The following is a 17,277-nucleotide window of genomic DNA, read 5'->3' on the forward strand; positions in this document are numbered from 1 at the left end:
TAGGTCATAATATCCGGCTCTGGAAGCCATAGCCCTGGTTGATGTTGATGTCCGGCGGATAGTTGCTCTCCGCCTCGGTCAGCTCGTACCCCGCGTTCCGGTATTCGGTGTAGTCGGCAGGCACGTCATAGGCAATTCCGCGGTACCCGGTATTCGGCAGCGGCGGCGGAATGGGGCGCTTGTTGGACGGCGCGTCTGGTCCCCAGTCCAAGGTTGTTGTTGGCGAGAGGCCTGAATCCAATCGCAGGATGCCGTTCTTCTCGGCCCATCCAGGAATCTCGAGCGCGGCGGCTTCTCCGGGTGTTCGACGCGGCAATGCTGGGTTGGCTGGCTGTGTGGGCGCCGGACCTACAGCGGCGCGCGCAGCCCGTGCCAGGGCGGTTGGGGTGACATATCGGTCGATGGGATTCTTGGCCATGCCGCAGCTGAGGACCGCAGCCAGGGCGGATCTCAGCCAGGGTTGCACGTTGCTCAGTGGCAGCGGCTTCTTGTTTTCGCCGGACGGCTCAGCGCCGGTGAGGCAGGCGTACAGGACGCACGCCAGCGAATAGACATCTGTCGCGGGGGTGGCTTGTCCATTGCCGTGGAGCGTTTCCGGCGCGGTATAGGCGTCGGGGTCCAGTTGGTAGGCGCTCATTGCGATTTCGTCCAAGTTCGGGGCGGTGCCGAAGTCGACGAGGCTGGCGAATCCAGCGTGGGTGAGCAGGATGTTGGATGGCTTGACATTGCCGTGGGCAAGCCCGCTGTCGTGGGCGGCATCCAACGCCGAAGCGATCTGTTCGACGATGTCTACTGCGTCGTGCGGGGCGAGTGACCCATGGCTGAGCTTGCGCTGCAGATCGGTGCCGGTGCCCAGCCCCATGTCGATGAAGGGGACTTCGTCGATGACACCCCAGTTGTGAATCGGGATGATGTGCGGTTCCCACAGCTCCGCGGCGGCGCGCGTATCTTCTTGCAGGCGAGCGATGTAGTGGTGGTTGTTCGCGAGTTTGCCGCTGATCAGTTTGAGGGCGACGACCCGATAGCGGTTTTCGTCGTAGGCTTCGTAGACTTCGCCGTGTTTGCCTTTGCCCAGCAGCGCCTGCAGACGGTAGGGGCCGAGCTGGGTTCCTGTGCGTGCGCCGCCTGGTTCACGTCCAGAGGCTTGCTCACGTTCGCGCCGAATACGGGCGATGATCTCGTACGCGGGCACTGATTGCCGCTCCATGGTGATGACCGATGCGCGGCTATCTCGTCCGAGGCCGCCGAAGCTGGTGTCCGGTGTAAGGCCCAGCAGGTCCTCAAAGGTGTGCGCCCACGGGGCGCGGCGAGGCAGCGGCGGCAATTCCGAGGTTCGGCGGCGGCGGGCACCGATATTCACGAGGTTCGCTGTGTCACGGCGGCGGTTTCGCCGAGCGCGGCCCCAACCTGGCTGGCGCCTCGATGCTTTGCGACTTCTCCTGTGCCGTTTGCCGGTTGGTGGGCGTTGCGCGCCGGGGGGCGACATGTCCGCTGGAGGTGTTGGAGTGGTGATGTTGTCGTGGGTGAGCGGGGTGTTCTTCTGGATGGAATTGTCGATGGCGGTGAGCGGGTCGCGGGCCTCGATCAGCGGTGCGACGATCTTGCCGAGAAGGTGCATGATCGCAGCAGCGGTCAACCCTCCAGCGACCGCTGCAGGTGCGAGTGGCAGTCGGTGCACCCCGATGCCGGCGCTGGTACCCGCCCCGAAGATCAGGCCGAGCGCGGCCAGCGCGGGGGCATGAGCGAGGACTCGGCGCAGTTCGCCGAGATCGATCGATGCGAACCACAACGCGGTCACCGCCCATGTCATCGCCGCGGTGGCGGTGCCTGCGACGACAGGGGTCGGGCTGTAGAAGCCCACAGCGGTACCTGCGGTCAGCGAGATCACCGGCATGGCGGCCAGCGCGGACCAGGACCGCAGCCGAGACCACGCCAAGCGCCGCTCGTCGTAGCCGATGCGGCGCAGGACACCGAGAACCATCCAGAGCAGGACAACAGCGCATAGGGTCGTCTGGCTCAATGGTGCCTGCCAGGCGGCGGCATAGGCGCGCGTGAGATGAGACGGTGCCGCGACGAGATCGATCATCAGGGAAACGGTGACTGCGGTAGCCAGCACCATCACGATCGAACTCAACTGCCGCGGCCGCCGCGGCTTCTGCTTCAGCGAGCTCGCTGGATCGGAGGCGATGTTGTAGATGATGTGGACATCACGCACGCTGCCGCCGATCGTCACTGGACGCTGGCCAGCGGGGTCGTCGAGCAGCCGGTCCTGCATCTGCGGTGTGGGGTCCTCCGCTGTCACTGCGGAGGATTTGGGCTGCACCGCGGCTCCGCCTGCACCTCCGAGCCGCGCCCAGTTGCGCATGACCTGATCTATTTCCTCAGGGGTGAGCTTGCAGCCGCGGCAGAACTTTTCGAGCTGCTCGGCCTTGCGAGGCAGGGAATGGTTGGTGGAGGACGCGAAATGGTATGCGGTAGAGCGCGGAAGCTCTGCGTATTTCGAGATCTGTCCTGGGTTGCGGCCGGAGGCCTGCTGCAGACGCCGGAGCATCTCCATGAAGTCGGCCGCATTGCACTTATCGACGATCAGCGAGGCGGTATCGCCAACCTGCGCGCTCACGGTGCGGCTCACCTGGCACTATGTCCGTCATCGGGCGCGGCGGGCACACCAAAGCACCACCGGCGGCCGCGCGCACCGATCCCGGTGTCACTCGTCCGACCAGATGTATACGTGGCCTCAATAACCAGAGGTAGCAAGGGGGTGCGCACGGTTCCTCCTTCGAGGTTCGGCACGGAGGCCCCTTGCGCAGCAAAGTGTTTCACCCTCATCGACTTGGAGCGTGCTCGCGAGTACTCGCGACCAGGTCGAGCGCGGCGAATCTCCCATGCGCCGCGGACTCCACGCAAATTTGGCGGGTGCAGCCTGATTCGAACTGTGGTGCTCGGTATTTCGGTCTCGTACGCACGTGTACAGGAGCTGGCGGATCCCATGAACGGCGCACTGCCGTCAACTCTCGGTTGAGGGCGCAACGATTCTATGTGGCGTAACCAGTGCAGTTGATCTCCAGGAACCCCACAAATGGGATCTCCCATCCAAGGCGACCATGTGTCCAACCGGACACAGACGTGAGCTGGGCGTTGAACACCTTCGGACCACCCAGACACTGACGCGGGTGGACGAAGGATTTTGTCCAACAACGTGTTCAATGCTCGTGGTTCTGGGCACAGTTTCGTTCGGACCAACCTTGGTGACCTCGGTAGTCACGTGATCTGGCCTATTCAACGCCCAGCTGAACATGTTCTAGATACGTAGGACCAGATATGGTTCTTCCCGCAGCAACTTCCGGGGCGAACCCACACCTTCACCCGGTCGCGGCTGCGTTTCCCCTTTCACTCATACGCAAATTTGGGTGCAGTCTGAGGCAACAGGGGCGGTGGGTCATTGTCTGGCGGCGATGCCCACCAAAGATGTTGGCGTGAAAGCGAACAACCGCGCGGGGTCCGGCCGCACCATCTGCCGGACCTCGCCGCGCGGCGCGCGCCTACCGCGGATCCCGAGGGTCCAGCAGCACAGTCAATGCATCGCGCATCCGGCGAACGCCAGATCCGCCCGCTCGGCGGTCCAGGACCACTCCGCCGTTGAGCGCCAACGCGATCACCACCGTGCACCAGGTGCCCTGCTGTGGATCCACCGCGCCGAGACCGATCAGCACACCGGCGAAGATCAGGCACACCGACGTTAGACCGAGCATCAGCACCACTGTCTGCCAGGTCAGCGGCCGAACCGCAATGTCGGGCGCATCGCTGTTCGGCGCGACCGCCTCGGGATTGCCCGCTGATCGGACTTCCGCATCGGCGCGGCCTGGCTGCGAATCGGCGAGCGGATGCGCGCTCGAGGCAGGGGTATCTGCCATTTGGTCCACGAGGTTCCTTCCCGGATGTTCATCGGTCATAGGTGCCGATGGCACCTATGACCGATCGCAATGGATGTGGTTCGAGCACAAAGGGACTCGAAGACCAGGACCCCACGCATCGGCAGTGCGCGAGGCCTGGCCACCCCCGCGACACGAAGCCGCAGGCGCAACCACGAGCCAAGCAGCCCAGGCAAGGGCCGGTAAATAGTCGGGAACCAAAAACCGTCCGATAGCAACACAGTCCAAGAATCACGTTGCGATAACACCGAATTCGAGGCCGCCGCATCGGGTCCAACTCCATTGCCCGACTCGCGAAAGATAGATATCCAACACTCAATCCACGGAGATTGAAGGCCACGACCAGCGGTGATGCACGTTGGAAGTGTTTGACGTCCAACACAGTTTGTTGAACCCGACCACCCGTGGTTTATTAAGTCCCGCAGTAGCGGTTTCCTGGTAGCGGGACGCTCTGCCCCCGGACTCACGCAGAGCGTGATGTGGTTCGAGCATCGGGGTGAACCGGTGGGCGCCGTCGGCAGCGGAGCCCACCACCTCCGGCCAACGGCGGCTAGGACTTACAAGGGGTTCAGGGTTCGAGTCCACCGACGGGGTGTCGGATGCGCGGTCGGTGTCGCGCGAGGCCGAATCTCAACGGAGGTGTCGGCGACTCGTCGTAAGCTCGGCGGCCATGTCGACCAGAAAAAGCCGCGGGAACAAGCCGTACAAGAAACAGCAGATCCGGCGATATCGGCCGCCGCTAGGTCTTGAGTACAACGAGTTCGTTGGTGAGCTGGGACCCACTAACGGAGATACCGCTGCCGAGCTTTACGTGAGGTACGGCGTCCGGAATGACCAGTACGTGGACTGGTCGATCGAATTGAATGCCCGGCAAGGGAATCTCGTCGACTACCTGGCCTCGGGCAGACCGCTCCCCCGCCGACCTATGGCGAGAGTGCAAGTGGCGGACTCTGAGATACGACACGTCACCTTCGATCCACGAGACCCCCGACGTCGTCCTGTTGTCGAGAAAGTCATCCCGCTGCAGGCCGGAGACGACGGCGTCGTCGACGAGCACTACAGCCGCTATATGGCCTCGCTTGAGCGTGCATGGACGGCCGACCATGGCGAAGACCCGCACACCACGGCCACGTTCGGCTTCGCCAACTGGAATCGCGATCCCGATTTCCGCAACAATCGCTACCCCTGGCTACACAACACCCTCGTGGCGCTCGACTCCGATGTCGCCGAGGAGATCGTGATCGAACGGGGCGGGGCGTACTTCAACGAGAAGGACCGGACCGCGGCGGTGTGGATGCCCGCTATCGAGCGGATGAAGTTCTTTAAGGCCAACCAAGGCGAGACACCCAACGACCATGAGCCGGACGAGGAGTCGACGCAGCGACAGCCCGCACTCCAGTCGACCATGGGGATGATTGCCGCAGTGGTCAACCGCAGCGAGGACTGGCTGGACGATTTCCTTCGAGAGCAGGGCAGTGACTAGCGGGCTGACGGGACCATTTCATCGTGCGACTGCCGAACGTGATGCCTTCGGCCTCGGCGTATAGTTCCGCGACGTCTCCGTTGTAGGCGACGCCCCCGCTAGCACGGGGTCTGTGCTCGGAATAGACGCTCGGACAGACGTTCCCGGGATGATCTGGAAACCGCCGGCGACTTGACGCCACTGCCTGGGCACGTGCTCGGACATCGACGATCCCCCGTACCGGACTATTCGCTGGTCAGGACGAATTCGGTTGTACTGCAAGCGCTATCGCGTGTCGGTGCGATTCTGCTGATGCCAGTCGGATGCGGCCTGGTCGGTCATGCCGAGGGCGTCACCGATTTCGGTCCAGCTCCTCCCGTCGAAGCGTGCATCTTCCATGACGCTCAAGCGGTAATCCATGAGCAGTTCGACCAGTCGGGCGTTGGCTGCCAACGCTTGGATAGGAGTGACCGCGGCGTATTTTTCCTTCTCGGTGATTCGACGGCGGCGAAACTCGTTGACGGAGGGGACGCCTTCCTGCGAGTCCGAACTCTCGACGTCGGGGAGTGGAGGGCCTTCCCCGTAGTAGTGGTAGGTGCACCAGACAGCCGTGAGTTCTTGTTCCCACCCTTCGGCGATCATGCCGTCGACGTCCGCGCCATTGGGCAGATAGCCGTCGTCGGTGAGCTCGAGTTTCTCGTCAGGGTCGTACGTCACGCGGCAAGGGTACGGGCCGGTTCGGTGGAATTTCCGGGAATGGATGTTCGAATTCTAGCCGCCGACAAGGGGGCAAAGTGGCGGTAATCCCCCAGTCAGGCACGGCTTTCGACCAGACGGCACGCCTCACACCAGTACGCGGAGTTGTCCCAGTGTGTACCGTCGGGCCCGGCGGTGCGCCAGTGGGTGATCTGGCCGCCGCGGTGGAAGATGGGCTGCACTGTCGCGACGAGCGGGCCGGGCAGCTTCGGGTCACCGGGCGACCACGGCACACTGCGGCAGATCCGCAGCAGTCCCTGGTCAGCGTCGGTCCACACAATCAACTCTCCGAGTTCGCCGAACCCCGGGCGGTCACCCCGCACGGCGTACATGAAGTTCGGCGCACCCGCGATGCGGTCCGCGGGATCGACCAGCAGCCACGCCTCAGCCAGCGGGCGCGACCGTTCCAGCGACCTCGCCAGCCCGGGACCACCACACCGGGACAACGGTTCGGCGGCGGGGTAGTCCGGGTTCACGGTGAAGTGCCAGCGTTCTTCGCCTTCGGGCTTCACGATCGTGTACACGCGACCGCGGTAAGCGCACGCGTGCCCATCAAGCATCTTGTGCCACTTGAGAACTCGACCGAACCAGGGTGCCGTCTTCGTGGTCATGGGTTGAGTATCCGCCGGTGCACCGACAGAAAACCGTTTCAGAGACACCCTGACAGACAATGCGGAACACACGGCCGGGCAACGTAATTCGCCGCATACACGACGCGGCTTCCCGCACGATGGGAGGGTGACAACCGAACAGAATCCCGCGCCCACCTCTCTCATGGGGCCGGTTCGATACGACCTGCACGTGTTTGTTCCTGCGGATGGAGAGCGCGACGACGGTGTCGACTTCACCGTCAACGCGCTGTCGCTACCTCGCGTCGGCGACGAACTCACCTTCGAAAGCGACGATTCCGTACTGGTGGTCAAGGTGATGCACGTGAATCACTGGTTCTTCTCGACGAGGAACGAGCCACCCCGGCGCACGATCAGCGTGACCGCCCACTCGTACCCCAAATTCGACGATCTTGTCAGAAGGCTGCGGAAAGACACCGAAATCGACCAATGGATCTCTTCGTTCACGATGCTCGAAAGATAGGTCTGATCCGAACGTCTGACGGATGGGCCGTTCAGGCGAACCGGTCCCGAAGACGTTGCCGGTAGGCACGTTGTCGGCAGGCGTTGGTGCAGTGCCGTCGCGGGCGGCCTATCCCGTCGAGGCCGTAGACGCGCCCGGTCGGCATTTCACACGGGCACGCTGCACAGGCCTTGAAGCCGAGTGGCTCGGTGTAGCCGTGCCAGTCGCACCAGATCAATCCGTCCGACTTGTGTTTGGCACCTATGCCGAGACGGATCTGCGCCAGCTTGCGCGCCACTTCCATACGTGCGGGCCCGACAGGGCCAGTGAATTCCAGACGGTCAGCCACCGTTTTGAGCCAATCGAGCGCGACCTCGCCGCCGACGAGATCACTGTGAGCCAGGCCGTCAATCAAACAGCTCAGCTGTTCGATGGTCGGCGGCTCGACGCCCTCGCTCCACTTCACGCTGCTGATCGCCTCGGTGGCTGCTGCGCGGAACTCGATGATGTCGACGTTGTCGGCGGCTCGCTCCTCGATTCGGTCGCGGCGGACAGGACGGCGAGTCACAATGCCTCCTCGGGCCGGTCCGTCTCCTCAACAGGCGCGGTCGCCTTGTCGTCGCCGCCATGAATCACCGGGCCTCCGGAGCTTCTGCGGAACCCGAAAGCTTGAGCAAAGGACGCGAAGACCGCAGGGATATCCTGCTTCTCCGCCCGTAGCAGGGCAACAGCGGTTATCCCGACCACGGCGAGGACGAGGATCAGCAACGGCCACAGCCCCGCCGCCAGGAGCGACGAGACGACCGAGATATGGGTGGACAAGGCACCTCCGTACACGAAAAAAGCCCTCGGCGTAGCGCCGAGGGCTTGGTGGGTGAATCTTGGTGTGCTGAAACGAAAAAAGTCCCGGTCAGGTGACCGAGACTCCCGGGGCACAACTATGCCCAGCGAGATCAATATAGCGCATTGGGAACACAAGTCCCGACAGCGGCTGCAGGAACGAGAATGCGCAGGTCAATCGGCAGGCGTGCAGGTGCAACTTGACACACATAACTTTCGTAACGCCCCGCCGATGCCTGAGCAAACCACGAAGGGCGCCCGGCATTTCCGGGCGCCCTTCGTTCTATAGCTGGATCAGGACCTGGAGCTTCGGTAGGCAACGAACAAGCCCAGCACTGCGATCAGCACGGTCACAGCGGCCTCCCAGCCGACCAAGATGCCCGCCGTAGACGCAAGGAGGACGGCGAGAAGTAGCGCCAGCAATGGATGAACGCTATCTCTCTCCGGCGGATCCGGGGGGCTAGAGGGGTATGCCTGTTCGTCAGGCGGCGTTACGCTCACAAGCGCTCCTATGTACTGGTTTCGCGATCGGACATTTGGACGTACAGCTGCCTCCGCCTGCTGGAACAGGCGGGGGCAGCACCCTTTTGAGCGGGATACCTGCCAGTCTTGCCCACCACCGCCGAGCATGTCTATGTGCTACGCCAAAGTTTATGAGCTTAGCAAACGTCCAGCAAATCAAGGGGATTGGGTTAGCAAACACCAGGTCAGGGGCGGATTGTCGATAAGCGCTTTCAACAAATGCCCCTGACCTGCAACGACTACCGGCTTTCCCAGACGCGAATCGAGCACACGCAGCGCTCGATTCGAGGGTTCCGCCTGGTACATATAGGCGCGCCTGTTGCACCGTCATCTTCCATAGCATTTAGACATCGCCAACCCCCGCCGGTAGCTGTTGAGAATTGATCGGTTCTTCGACACTCGAACGTGCTGCTCAGCATCGGAGTGAACGGAGTGCTCGGTGGCAGGACATCGCGTCGAGCAGAATTGAGCAATGTCCGGGCGGGTGAGCGCCATTGGCGCGCAGGCACGTTCAACCACGACCGCGTTGCGCACGTGGTTGATTAAAGACTCCCGCTCGTCGCTCAGGCGCCGCACGGGACGGATCCAGTTGCTGCCCGCGGTCCTACTCGCTCTCGCTGCGGGCCTGGGTGTGGCCGTCGCCGCCTACGGGTTCCTTCGGTGGATTACACCCGTCGACGTGAGCAAGACCGCGGCCGAGATCGACGTCACCCGTATCGCGTTGACCGTCGTCGCCGGCGTGGGCGGCGTCGTCGCGCTGGTCATCGCCTACCGCCGCCAGCGCGACCTCGAGCAGAGTCGGTTCGTCGAACGCTTCGGCGCTGCGGCCGCCCAACTCGGTGCCACCGATGTCGCGGTCCGTATCGCAGGGGTCTATGCCATGGCCGGCGTCGCCGACGAATCCGAAGGCCTGCGCCGCCAGCAATGCATCGACGTGCTGTGCGGATACCTCCGTCTGCCCTACGATACCGAGCACGGTGCTAGCGGGCGCACCAAATTCGTGGTCAAAGCCCCCCGGATCGACCATGGGCGAGTTCGCGGCGAGACAGAAGAGCACATCGAGTACCGGCAGAACGACCGGGAAGTCCGCGCGACCATCCTCCGTGTCATTGCCAACCGCCTCCGCCCACCCACCGAATACAGCTGGTCAACAAGCGATTTCGACTTCCGCAATGCCTACCTGGAAGGTGCCGATTTCAGCAATGCGACGTTTGCGGGTTCTGCCGAGTTCAGCCGCGCGACCTTCGCCAGCATCGCCGAGTTCGGAGACACGACCTTCACCCGCAAAGCCCAGTTCGGCGGTGCGACCTTCACTGGCGGTGCCTGGTTCCAGAATGCGACCTTCACCGGCGGTGCCTGGTTCCACGACGCGACCTTCACCGGCGACGTTCAGTTCGGAGAGGCGACCTTCACCCGCACCGCCGAGTTCGGAGACGCTACCTTTACCGGCAAAATCTGGTTCCACTATGTGACCTTCGCTCACAGCGCCTGGTTCAACGGTGCGACCTTCACCTGCGACGTCTCGTTCAAAGGTTCGGCCTTCACCGGCGACGTCTCGTTCCACCATGCGACCTTCACCAGCGATGCCAGGTTCATGAAGGTGAGCTTCGGTAGCGGGACTGTTTCATTCGTTGCCCCAAAACAATGGGGGCCGCCAGCACCGGTATTCGACTGGGATCAGGACCTCAGCCAGAAGCCCGCCAATGTCGAGCCGCAGGATTGGCCACCGACCGTGGCCGTGCCGACGGCACCCGCCTCGTAAGTGTCGAGAATCGTTCGTTTGTTGAACACCGACCCGGATGGGTCGAATCGTCAGGACGGCCGAACTGGATCGGTGTTCAACAAACGTGTCGAAAACGATTGGTGTTCAACAAGTCCTGTCAGACCTTTCTCGTACAGTCCGGGCCATGCCCGGTCAAACCCGTACTCTCGCCGTCGCCGAGCCGCTTGCCCTCGATGGTGATGCGCTCGATCCGATCGGCGGTGGCGGTGCTCTCGTCGGTGTCGACCAAGGGCCAGCTGCTCGACCGTCAGGTCGCCGCGCTCACCGCGGCTGGATGCCAGCGGATCTTCACCGACAAGAAGTCCGGCAAGAACGCCGAACGCGAGGAGTTGTGGGCGTGCCTGGATTACCTGCGCCCGGGCGACACTCTGGTGGTGCCGTCACTGGATCGGCTCGGCCGCAGTCTGCAGGACCTGATCTTGATCGTGGCCGGACTTCGTAAGCGCGGCATCGGATTACGGTCACTGCACGAAGCCCTCGATACCACCACACCCGGGGGCGTCTGGTGTTCCACGTCTTCGCTGCGCTGGCGGAGTTCATCCGTGAGCTGATCGTCGACGGCACCAACGAGGGCTGGCCGCCGCCCGCGCACGCGGGCAACGCCTCGGCCGGCCACCAGCGATGACCGTCGAGCAGATCCCCCAAGCCCGCGCCATCCTCACCCGGCCGGAGGAAACGGTGGCACGGCTGCTCGGAGTCTCGCGCGGCACCATCTACAAGTACCTCCCCGAACTCCGCAGTAGTGGCCGAGTGGCCATCGAGAACACGACTTCCGGCATCGGCTAGCACTCAGCAAATCCACTCATGCGCAACGCTGTTTTACCTCATACGCAGGATGTTTGGACACGTTGGGCACAGGCGCAATCATGCGCATGCCGAACGGCGCGCTTCGAGGCGGCAAAAACAACAAAGTATTGTCACGCCTGACCCCGAAAAAACTTCACCAGTCACTAGATTCGGCAGAGCTCGCCGAAAACGAGTGCTGCCCCGTCTGTTGCACCAGACGAGGCAGCCGACCACGAAATGCCCTGACAAAAGAACATCGAGGTACTGATGAGCGTATCTAAGCCGCCGGTCCACCAACCCCTCAGACCGCCAGGTTCTCCAGAAGATCCGCCCGTTCACCCGCTACTCGCGCTGGCGTTGAGCCTGGCCTCGGCGGCGCTAACCGGCCTGCTGGTGGACGCGACCGCGGCCATCACCGTCCTCGTGGCCATGCTCGGGTTGTTCGCCGCCGCCTACCGCGGCACCAACAGCTGAGCTGCTCGGTTCGCGGCTCGCGGCCGGATTCGGTTGCGAGCCGCGCTGTCCGAAACCCCCCTCGAGGTGGGGCAGCTGACTCTTGATCAGCGGGTTCGGGGTCCGAGTCCTGGTCTGGCTAGCGAAAACGAAAGGGAAGCGTCCGCCGCGTAGGCTGCGACGGACGCTTAACCCGGCCGTGGCTCACACCAACGTGTTTCGGCCTCGTGTGTGGGTGCCATAGTGGATCTCGTACACATCGTTTTCGATGTGCACAGAGTCCTCCTTGATCTGTTCGCGCCAGCAGTCGGGCCATTGGGTGGTCTGCTCCGACCAGCGCAGCCCTTCGAGTGGCACGCCTGCGAGATCGACCTTCCGCAGGTCTGCGCGCGTCACGATGGTGCGACGCTGCACCGTGCCGACTGTTGTCCCGGCTCAAATGAGAATGGCTGACATCGGCGCTTGCAGATGGCAGCATTCGGCGATGCCTATCCGCTCCGAGGTCGGTACCACGATGCATGCGTGCAGCGACCAGCAGAAAACGGATTCAGACCCCAGCAACGGAGACACGGTTGCCCGGTTGATGCGCGCCTTGGAACGCCGAATTCCGCAGATGGCCGCCCAGACGCCGCCGGAGGACACGTCCCCACCGGATGCAGGCCTCCGGCTCTACACGGTCGCGCAAGCCGCGGAGATGCTTGCGGTGACCGAGGACTGGTACCTCAAGCAAATCAGAGCGCGGAAGCTGCCCGCCCGCAAAGCAGGTCGCGCATGGCGGGTTGCCGCACAAGACATTCGGGATGCGATCGATTCGATGGCCGTGCCCGCTTTCACACCGACCAGGGACCCCTCAGGGCTCAGCGAGCGCAGCCGCCGGCGCTTTCGTGCATCGAGAGGCGCATGAGCAGCGATCGAGCACGCGCCTCCGACGATTCCGAGCGAATCCAGCAGATCAGCTACAGCGTGGCGCAAGCACATACAGCCACCGGACTGAGCGAGTCCACCCTGAGGCGATTGGTCAGGGAAGGACAGATCGCGGCCCGCTACTACGGCGCCAAGATTTTGATCGACGCGGAATCGCTTCGCCGCTACTACGAATCCCTCCCTAGCGAACGCCAAGTTGATCGAGACTGCGCCGCCAACCGACTCTCGACATTCGAATAGAGCGCCCCTGTCCTTCTATGTGGCTGCGTCTCGAAACCATCAATTCGTGGGACACCGTCCCGGTCGGGCCGGGATCGCCAGGATCCAAGGCACCGGGACGGTGTCCAACAATCACGTCGAATCCGTTGGGCTGCGGGCGACGCCTACAGATCGACGCCGAGTTCGCCCCGCCGCCCGGAGACCCGAACCCGGTTGGGTTTGCGGGGCATCTCTCCGTTTCGCCAGTGACGCTGCTTGCATGCGTTGCTGCAGTATTTCCGTGGCCGTCCGCGTTTGCTGTGGCGGCTGGGCAGGACACCGCGGCACATCGAGCAGCGGCGCCTGATTCGGCTCTCGTCCTCGTAGAGGTAGGCCACGAGGGCATCGCTGGCGGTGGTCGAGCGAAGTTGGGCGATGTCGTAGTGCAACGCGATGCGTACGGCGTTGACGTCGTAATCCACTTCGTCTGCGATGGTTTCGAGAGCCCCCCTGTGGTGGAGGTATGCCTCGAGGAGCGCGTTAGGCGCGACCACCTGCTGGAGGGCGGTGTCGAGGAAACTGTCGGCGACGTGCTCAGCAAGAGCGTCGTGGCGTTTACGGCGGCGGCTCACAGTGCCTGCTCCTCGTCTTCGGTCTCGGCCGGGCGCGGTGCGCGCTCGATCTCACGCTGGCCATCGTCTCGTGGGGTGTTCTCGCTCCCTCGGCCGAACGCCTTCGCGAAGGCTTCGAAAATTCGAGGGATATCTTCCGGGCTGGCCCGCCACAGCGCGGTGGTCGCCACGATGATGACCGCCACCGCGAGCACCAGCACAGGGAGTTGCACCCAAAACACCGTCCAACCGCCGCTCGCCAACGCGGCGGAGATCGCATCAACCGACATGAAAACCCTTCCGAGAAACGACAAAGGCCCCCAGCGCATCGCCGAGGGCCTTGAACCTGGACATGAAAAAAGCTCCAGCCGGGGGCTGGAGCTCAGGATGGGCGCATGTGTGCCCGATGGGCGGAAAGGTTAACGCGATAGGGCAGTGTCGTCAAATTGCTGGTCAGAGGCTGGAAGAGCTTGCGGCGCAGCCGGTTCGGTGCCGATCTATTTTCGTAACGACATTTGTGTACCGGGGGGGTCATATCCCTACGGCCCGATACCCTGCAGCGCGTTGTCCCACCGGTCCACGATCTGCATGTACTTGTAGAGTTCAGCGGAGTTCAGCCCCGGCCAACCACCTTGGTTGACAATGGTTTTCGCATGTCGCGCGGCGGGCTTCGATGGCCAGCCCGGAGCGCAGTCTCTGCCAGATAAGCCGGAGGTCGAGGTCGGGGCATTCCACAGCGGCGCGGGTCCGTCAGGTTGGGTCGGCGGGGACGAGGATGGCAACTTCGGTGCTGAACGGGAAACAGCCCGGCGCGTTCTTCTCGACCGACTCCACGACGGCGCGGTCGCCGTCCATCTCGAGAACCTCGAATACGGACACACCGCCCACCACGAGCAGGACTTTGTCTCCGACATTCACCACGACCGCAGCCTATCCTTTGCGACCGACTAGTTTGTGTGGCCATCGCGCGCAGCTCGGTGGCCCTTCGGATCTGCCCCAGTGTCATATGTCGTCTGGTCGACATCATCAGCAGTTCGGTTGGAACGGATAGCAACCCTTTGGCGCGGGCGCCGGTGCCGCTTCGGTCATCGGTGCCGGTGCAGGCGCTGGGGCTTGCTCAGGTGCCGGCGCTTGCTCAGTGACTGAACTCGGAGAGGGTGGGTTGTCGCTGGCGTCGGAGTTGCTGCCGTCCGTGACGTACCAAAGTCCGCAGCCGAGCGCCGCGAAGACGGCGGCCGCCACCACTGCGGATCGCACCGGCGTTCGGCGGCCGCGGCTTCTGCTCGAATTCGAGGCTGTGACTGGCACTGCGTAGTCGTCGTTCAAATCGTCGGCGGTGTAGCTGTCCGTGCGCCCCAAGTCGCGGTTCTCGATGACCGTCGGGCCAGCGTCGATGTCGGCGTAGGTCACCGGCGGCAACGCGGTGGTGGTTGGCGGTGGCTCCCACGATGTTTCAGCGACCGGCGCTTGCTCCCGGCCAGCCGGGGCGTGCTCGGACGGGAAGCCGAGGCCGAGCAGTTCGGTGTAGGAGACGGCGACGTCGCGGATTTCCAAGGCGGCGAGCAGCTTGAGCACCAGGTCCGCGGTCCATGGGGTTTCGCTGCGGCGACCGGCGCGGTAGAGCTGGGCCAGCAGCTCGTTGGGCCGATCACCCAGCAGCACATCGCGTCCGACCGGCATCGGCCCCTTGTTCAGGGTCACTGTGGTGCCGTAGTGCGGGATCACCAGGACCAGTCCTGCGACGAACAGGTCGTGCCCGCCTGCCTGTTCGGCGAGAGCCTTGAGGTCGTACATGCGGCCGGTCGCCTGGTCCATCGGGTTGTTGTCACCGGCGCGCACGTGGATCGGGTCACCGGTGACGCCGCTGAGGTGCCAGCGGGCGTTGATCGGGCAGGCCAGCTCGCCGCTGGCGCGCTTGAGGATGCCTTTGACCTCGATGACGAAGCAGGTCTGCGGTGTGATGACCACGAGGTCGGCTTCCTCGCTGCGGCGGCCGCGGCGGTCGGGGATGTAGCAGCCCGATATCGCGATCGCCGGGTTCGCCGAGTGGGACTGCAGCCAGCCGACGACTTTCTTCTCGGTTCCCGGCATTTCGCGGTCGCCGTTGATGACCAGCATGGTCATCCCTCCCCTTCGGGTTTGTCTGAATTGCGGTGGTTTCGGCACGATAGCGCCTGGCTCTGACAAATTTTCGGCATCGATCTTGTTGCGCCACAACACTTCTCATCGGGTCCACATCCATGGTGGTCCATCGTTCGAGGTTGATGCCCGTTTCCGGGCAGATGCGATGCGGCCCGGAAAGTGCGATGCGCTACAGGTTCAATTTCCATGTGGCGCTGGAGTCGTCGGCGATTCCAGCGGGCGCTGGCGTCGGTGCGGAGCAGAACATCCAGCAGCGCGATGTCGACATGGTCGCGGCCGCCGTCGAATTCGAGTGCGCCTTCAGGACAGGGGTGGGGGCCGGATCCGCCGCCGCTGCGGGATCAGAGGGCGCGGAATCGGCTTCCACGCAGAGCATTACGCATCCATCGACGCGGGGCGCGGTAATAGTCATCGGGATCATCGTCTCGGCGGGGGCGCGGTTGACGGTCAACAGCAGTGCGCCCTGCAGCACGGTCGCGGCGGCGAAGAGCGCGAACAGCAGCGTGGGGGTGCGGAAAAGGAATTCGGCTGCGCTTCCGATTCGGTGCGTCAGCGTGCGAGCGATGTGGGTCGGCTGAATCAGTGTGCTGAGCTGCGACATGGTCTCTTCTCCTGAGATAACGTCCGATTCGACTGTTAACAGTCTAGCAATGCAGACTGTCAGCAGTCTATATGTGGGACGAAATCCAGGCCGACACCAGGCCGGAGCACGAAAAAGGCCCGGAGCTTGCGCTCCGGGCCTCTTGTTCGACTGGTTACGACGGCTTCCCGGTTCGAATCGCGTCGACGAGCTTGTCCCACACCTCGGTGTCGTCCTCGGCGAGCTTGACCAAGGCCTCCACCATGTGACGGCGGTTGATGGCCTCCTTGGACCGGCCGACGCGCTTGCCCGTGGCACCCGCCAACCGGGCGACCAGGCTGTCCCAGTCGGCCGCCTGCTGCGGGTCCATCTTCAACGTCCACGTCAGCAGCTCTTCCTTGTCCGACGGAGCGGAGGCAGGGGCGAGCTGCGGTCCGTTGGCCAACGCCGAGGCCACAGACGCTTGGATTTCACTTGCACGGATCTCACGGGGCTCAGCCATTGGTCGAATCCTTTTCTGTTGGAACGATGTCGAGTTCGCCGAGCACGTCGGAGTACGACTTATCGACGTAGGTGGTGCGGAAGCTGTAGCCGATGGACTCCTTCAACATGATCATGGTCTTGAAGGTCGGGATTCCCGCCGCCGCGAGCTGGTTGGGCACTTCCTTGGCGTGGCCCGCGCTCATTCGCACCTGCACCATCAGCACGCGAGGAATCACCGGGTTGTGCTTGTCTACCTCCGCCGCGAGGGCGAGCGTCTGCGGCAGCTTGCGAATATCGGCCGGGTACGGCTTGACCGGGATGATCAGATCCGTCCGGTTGCCGTTCTTGTCGCTGCGCTCCGGCCGCCACAGCGCTTCCCGCAGCAGCTTCTCGCGCTTCGGCTCGACATCCACCACGCAGTAGCGATAGTTGCGCTCCATCTCGGGCAGACGGGCCAGCCCATGGGTCATATCGACGACATCGATCCGGTGCCGGCGATCCCCGCCGCCAAGCGCCAGAAGCTTTTCGCGGACCGCGTTGATCCACTCCAGCGCCATCAGATCGGTGTCGGCCTCGGCCACCAGGACCGGGCCCATGCCCAGCAGAGAGAGCCAGATAGCGAACTGGCAGGCAGTGGTGCTCTTGGCCGCACCGCCCTTCAGCATCCCTACCACTAGTCGCCGAGTCATATCGACAGCATAGACTGCCAAACTGTCATCAGTCTAGCATCGCCG

General features: G+C 63.4%; 20 protein-coding genes and 1 pseudogene. 7 read left to right on the forward strand and 14 right to left on the reverse strand.

From position 1 onward, the window contains the following. Positions 1-4 precede the first annotated feature (4 nt). Both ACQP0C_RS42035 and ACQP0C_RS42040 read right to left on the reverse strand, forming a co-directional pair. Positions 5-2,632 carry a serine/threonine-protein kinase gene (locus ACQP0C_RS42035; protein ID WP_433734850.1) on the reverse strand — a complete coding sequence of 876 codons (2,628 nt, stop codon included), beginning with the start codon at positions 2,630-2,632 and terminating at the stop codon, positions 5-7. A gap of 910 nt (positions 2,633-3,542) precedes the next feature. Beyond that, complete coding sequence (locus ACQP0C_RS42040; protein WP_433734849.1) at positions 3,543-3,914, reverse strand: hypothetical protein; 372 nt, start codon at positions 3,912-3,914, stop codon at positions 3,543-3,545. A gap of 688 nt (positions 3,915-4,602) precedes the next feature. On the opposite strand from ACQP0C_RS42040, the gene ACQP0C_RS42045 reads away from it, so the two are divergent. Further along, positions 4,603-5,415, forward strand: a complete 813-nt coding sequence (locus ACQP0C_RS42045; protein WP_433734848.1) for a hypothetical protein — start codon at positions 4,603-4,605, stop codon at positions 5,413-5,415. Between the two features lie 264 nt (positions 5,416-5,679). On the opposite strand, the gene ACQP0C_RS42050 is transcribed toward ACQP0C_RS42045, so the two are convergent. Together ACQP0C_RS42050 and ACQP0C_RS42055 are read right to left on the reverse strand one after the other, a co-directional pair. Beyond that, positions 5,680-6,111, reverse strand: coding sequence for a hypothetical protein (locus tag ACQP0C_RS42050; protein WP_433734847.1), 432 nt, complete (start codon positions 6,109-6,111; stop codon positions 5,680-5,682). A 95-nt stretch (positions 6,112-6,206) separates the two neighbouring features. Next, a complete protein-coding gene (locus ACQP0C_RS42055; RefSeq protein ID WP_433734846.1) occupies positions 6,207-6,761 on the reverse strand; it encodes a hypothetical protein in 555 nt (184 codons plus the stop codon). A 127-nt stretch (positions 6,762-6,888) separates the two neighbouring features. Here ACQP0C_RS42055 and ACQP0C_RS42060 point away from each other — a divergent pair, with 127 nt between their 5' ends. After that, positions 6,889-7,242, forward strand: coding sequence for a hypothetical protein (locus ACQP0C_RS42060; protein ID WP_433734845.1), 354 nt, complete (start codon positions 6,889-6,891; stop codon positions 7,240-7,242). A 31-nt stretch (positions 7,243-7,273) separates the two neighbouring features. Here ACQP0C_RS42060 and ACQP0C_RS42065 read toward each other — a convergent pair whose 3' ends face one another. Together ACQP0C_RS42065 and ACQP0C_RS42070 are read right to left on the reverse strand one after the other, a co-directional pair. Continuing rightward, a complete protein-coding gene (locus tag ACQP0C_RS42065; RefSeq protein WP_433734844.1) occupies positions 7,274-7,789 on the reverse strand; it encodes a hypothetical protein in 516 nt (171 codons plus the stop codon). Next, complete coding sequence (locus ACQP0C_RS42070) at positions 7,786-8,043, reverse strand: hypothetical protein (RefSeq protein ID WP_433734843.1); 258 nt, start codon at positions 8,041-8,043, stop codon at positions 7,786-7,788. The genes ACQP0C_RS42065 and ACQP0C_RS42070 overlap by 4 nt, the downstream gene beginning before the upstream one ends. Positions 8,044-9,055: 1,012 nt before the next feature. On the opposite strand from ACQP0C_RS42070, the gene ACQP0C_RS42075 reads away from it, so the two are divergent. The 3 genes and pseudogenes from ACQP0C_RS42075 (at position 9,056) to ACQP0C_RS42085 (ending at position 11,626) form a co-directional block, all read left to right on the forward strand. After that, the gene (locus tag ACQP0C_RS42075) at positions 9,056-10,345 is read left to right on the forward strand and encodes a pentapeptide repeat-containing protein (protein WP_433734867.1); all 1,290 of its coding nucleotides are present in this window, start codon (positions 9,056-9,058) and stop codon (positions 10,343-10,345) included. A 194-nt stretch (positions 10,346-10,539) separates the two neighbouring features. Next, positions 10,540-11,152, forward strand: a pseudogene (locus tag ACQP0C_RS42080) (recombinase family protein). A 267-nt stretch (positions 11,153-11,419) separates the two neighbouring features. Further along, a complete protein-coding gene (locus tag ACQP0C_RS42085; protein WP_433734868.1) occupies positions 11,420-11,626 on the forward strand; it encodes a hypothetical protein in 207 nt (68 codons plus the stop codon). Between the two features lie 183 nt (positions 11,627-11,809). Here the strand turns inward: ACQP0C_RS42085 and ACQP0C_RS42090 are convergent, their stop codons facing one another. Continuing rightward, on the reverse strand, positions 11,810-12,019 hold the full coding sequence (locus ACQP0C_RS42090; RefSeq protein WP_433734869.1) for a hypothetical protein: 210 nt from the start codon (positions 12,017-12,019) through the stop codon (positions 11,810-11,812). A 70-nt stretch (positions 12,020-12,089) separates the two neighbouring features. On the opposite strand from ACQP0C_RS42090, the gene ACQP0C_RS42095 reads away from it, so the two are divergent. Continuing rightward, positions 12,090-12,509, forward strand: coding sequence for a helix-turn-helix domain-containing protein (locus tag ACQP0C_RS42095; protein ID WP_433734870.1), 420 nt, complete (start codon positions 12,090-12,092; stop codon positions 12,507-12,509). Continuing rightward, a complete protein-coding gene (locus tag ACQP0C_RS42100) occupies positions 12,506-12,769 on the forward strand; it encodes a helix-turn-helix domain-containing protein (protein WP_433734871.1) in 264 nt (87 codons plus the stop codon). The genes ACQP0C_RS42095 and ACQP0C_RS42100 overlap by 4 nt, the downstream gene beginning before the upstream one ends. A gap of 143 nt (positions 12,770-12,912) precedes the next feature. On the opposite strand, the gene ACQP0C_RS42105 is transcribed toward ACQP0C_RS42100, so the two are convergent. The 7 genes from ACQP0C_RS42105 to ACQP0C_RS42135 form a co-directional block, all read right to left on the reverse strand. Then, positions 12,913-13,359, reverse strand: coding sequence for a hypothetical protein (locus ACQP0C_RS42105; RefSeq protein ID WP_433734872.1), 447 nt, complete (start codon positions 13,357-13,359; stop codon positions 12,913-12,915). Next, a complete protein-coding gene (locus tag ACQP0C_RS42110) occupies positions 13,356-13,628 on the reverse strand; it encodes a hypothetical protein (RefSeq protein ID WP_433734873.1) in 273 nt (90 codons plus the stop codon). Before ACQP0C_RS42110 ends, ACQP0C_RS42105 begins: the two co-directional genes overlap by 4 nt. Positions 13,629-14,088: 460 nt before the next feature. After that, a complete protein-coding gene (locus tag ACQP0C_RS42115) occupies positions 14,089-14,259 on the reverse strand; it encodes a hypothetical protein (RefSeq protein WP_433734874.1) in 171 nt (56 codons plus the stop codon). A 105-nt stretch (positions 14,260-14,364) separates the two neighbouring features. After that, on the reverse strand, positions 14,365-15,462 hold the full coding sequence (locus ACQP0C_RS42120; RefSeq protein WP_433734875.1) for a nuclease-related domain-containing protein: 1,098 nt from the start codon (positions 15,460-15,462) through the stop codon (positions 14,365-14,367). Positions 15,463-15,649: 187 nt separating this feature from the next. Then, on the reverse strand, positions 15,650-16,081 hold the full coding sequence (locus ACQP0C_RS42125) for a hypothetical protein (protein WP_433734876.1): 432 nt from the start codon (positions 16,079-16,081) through the stop codon (positions 15,650-15,652). Positions 16,082-16,235: 154 nt separating this feature from the next. Then, positions 16,236-16,562 carry a hypothetical protein gene (locus ACQP0C_RS42130; RefSeq protein ID WP_433734877.1) on the reverse strand — a complete coding sequence of 109 codons (327 nt, stop codon included), beginning with the start codon at positions 16,560-16,562 and terminating at the stop codon, positions 16,236-16,238. Then, positions 16,555-17,208, reverse strand: coding sequence for a hypothetical protein (locus ACQP0C_RS42135; RefSeq protein WP_433734878.1), 654 nt, complete (start codon positions 17,206-17,208; stop codon positions 16,555-16,557). The genes ACQP0C_RS42130 and ACQP0C_RS42135 overlap by 8 nt, the downstream gene beginning before the upstream one ends. Between the last annotated feature and the right edge of the window lie 69 nt (positions 17,209-17,277).

The sequence above is a fragment of the Nocardia sp. CA-129566 genome (genome assembly GCF_050956075.1).
Classification (GTDB): domain Bacteria; phylum Actinomycetota; class Actinomycetes; order Mycobacteriales; family Mycobacteriaceae; genus Nocardia.

Excerpts from the sequence above, each read along its gene's own strand:
- ACQP0C_RS42125 (WP_433734876.1), bottom strand. The coding sequence starts at position 16,081 with ATGTCGCAGCTCAGCACACTGATTCAGCCGACCCACATCGCTCGCACG.
- ACQP0C_RS42110 (WP_433734873.1), bottom strand. The coding sequence starts at position 13,628 with ATGTCGGTTGATGCGATCTCCGCCGCGTTGGCGAGCGGCGGTTGGACG.
- ACQP0C_RS42100 (WP_433734871.1), top strand. The coding sequence starts at position 12,506 with ATGAGCAGCGATCGAGCACGCGCCTCCGACGATTCCGAGCGAATCCAG.
- ACQP0C_RS42095 (WP_433734870.1), top strand. The coding sequence starts at position 12,090 with ATGCCTATCCGCTCCGAGGTCGGTACCACGATGCATGCGTGCAGCGAC.
- ACQP0C_RS42045 (WP_433734848.1), top strand. The coding sequence starts at position 4,603 with ATGTCGACCAGAAAAAGCCGCGGGAACAAGCCGTACAAGAAACAGCAG.
- ACQP0C_RS42040 (WP_433734849.1), bottom strand. The coding sequence starts at position 3,914 with ATGGCAGATACCCCTGCCTCGAGCGCGCATCCGCTCGCCGATTCGCAG.
- ACQP0C_RS42130 (WP_433734877.1), bottom strand. The coding sequence starts at position 16,562 with ATGGCTGAGCCCCGTGAGATCCGTGCAAGTGAAATCCAAGCGTCTGTG.
- ACQP0C_RS42085 (WP_433734868.1), top strand. The coding sequence starts at position 11,420 with ATGAGCGTATCTAAGCCGCCGGTCCACCAACCCCTCAGACCGCCAGGT.
- ACQP0C_RS42135 (WP_433734878.1), bottom strand. The coding sequence starts at position 17,208 with ATGCTGAAGGGCGGTGCGGCCAAGAGCACCACTGCCTGCCAGTTCGCT.
- ACQP0C_RS42075 (WP_433734867.1), top strand. The coding sequence starts at position 9,056 with ATGTCCGGGCGGGTGAGCGCCATTGGCGCGCAGGCACGTTCAACCACG.
- ACQP0C_RS42120 (WP_433734875.1), bottom strand. The coding sequence starts at position 15,462 with ATGACCATGCTGGTCATCAACGGCGACCGCGAAATGCCGGGAACCGAG.
- ACQP0C_RS42055 (WP_433734846.1), bottom strand. The coding sequence starts at position 6,761 with ATGACCACGAAGACGGCACCCTGGTTCGGTCGAGTTCTCAAGTGGCAC.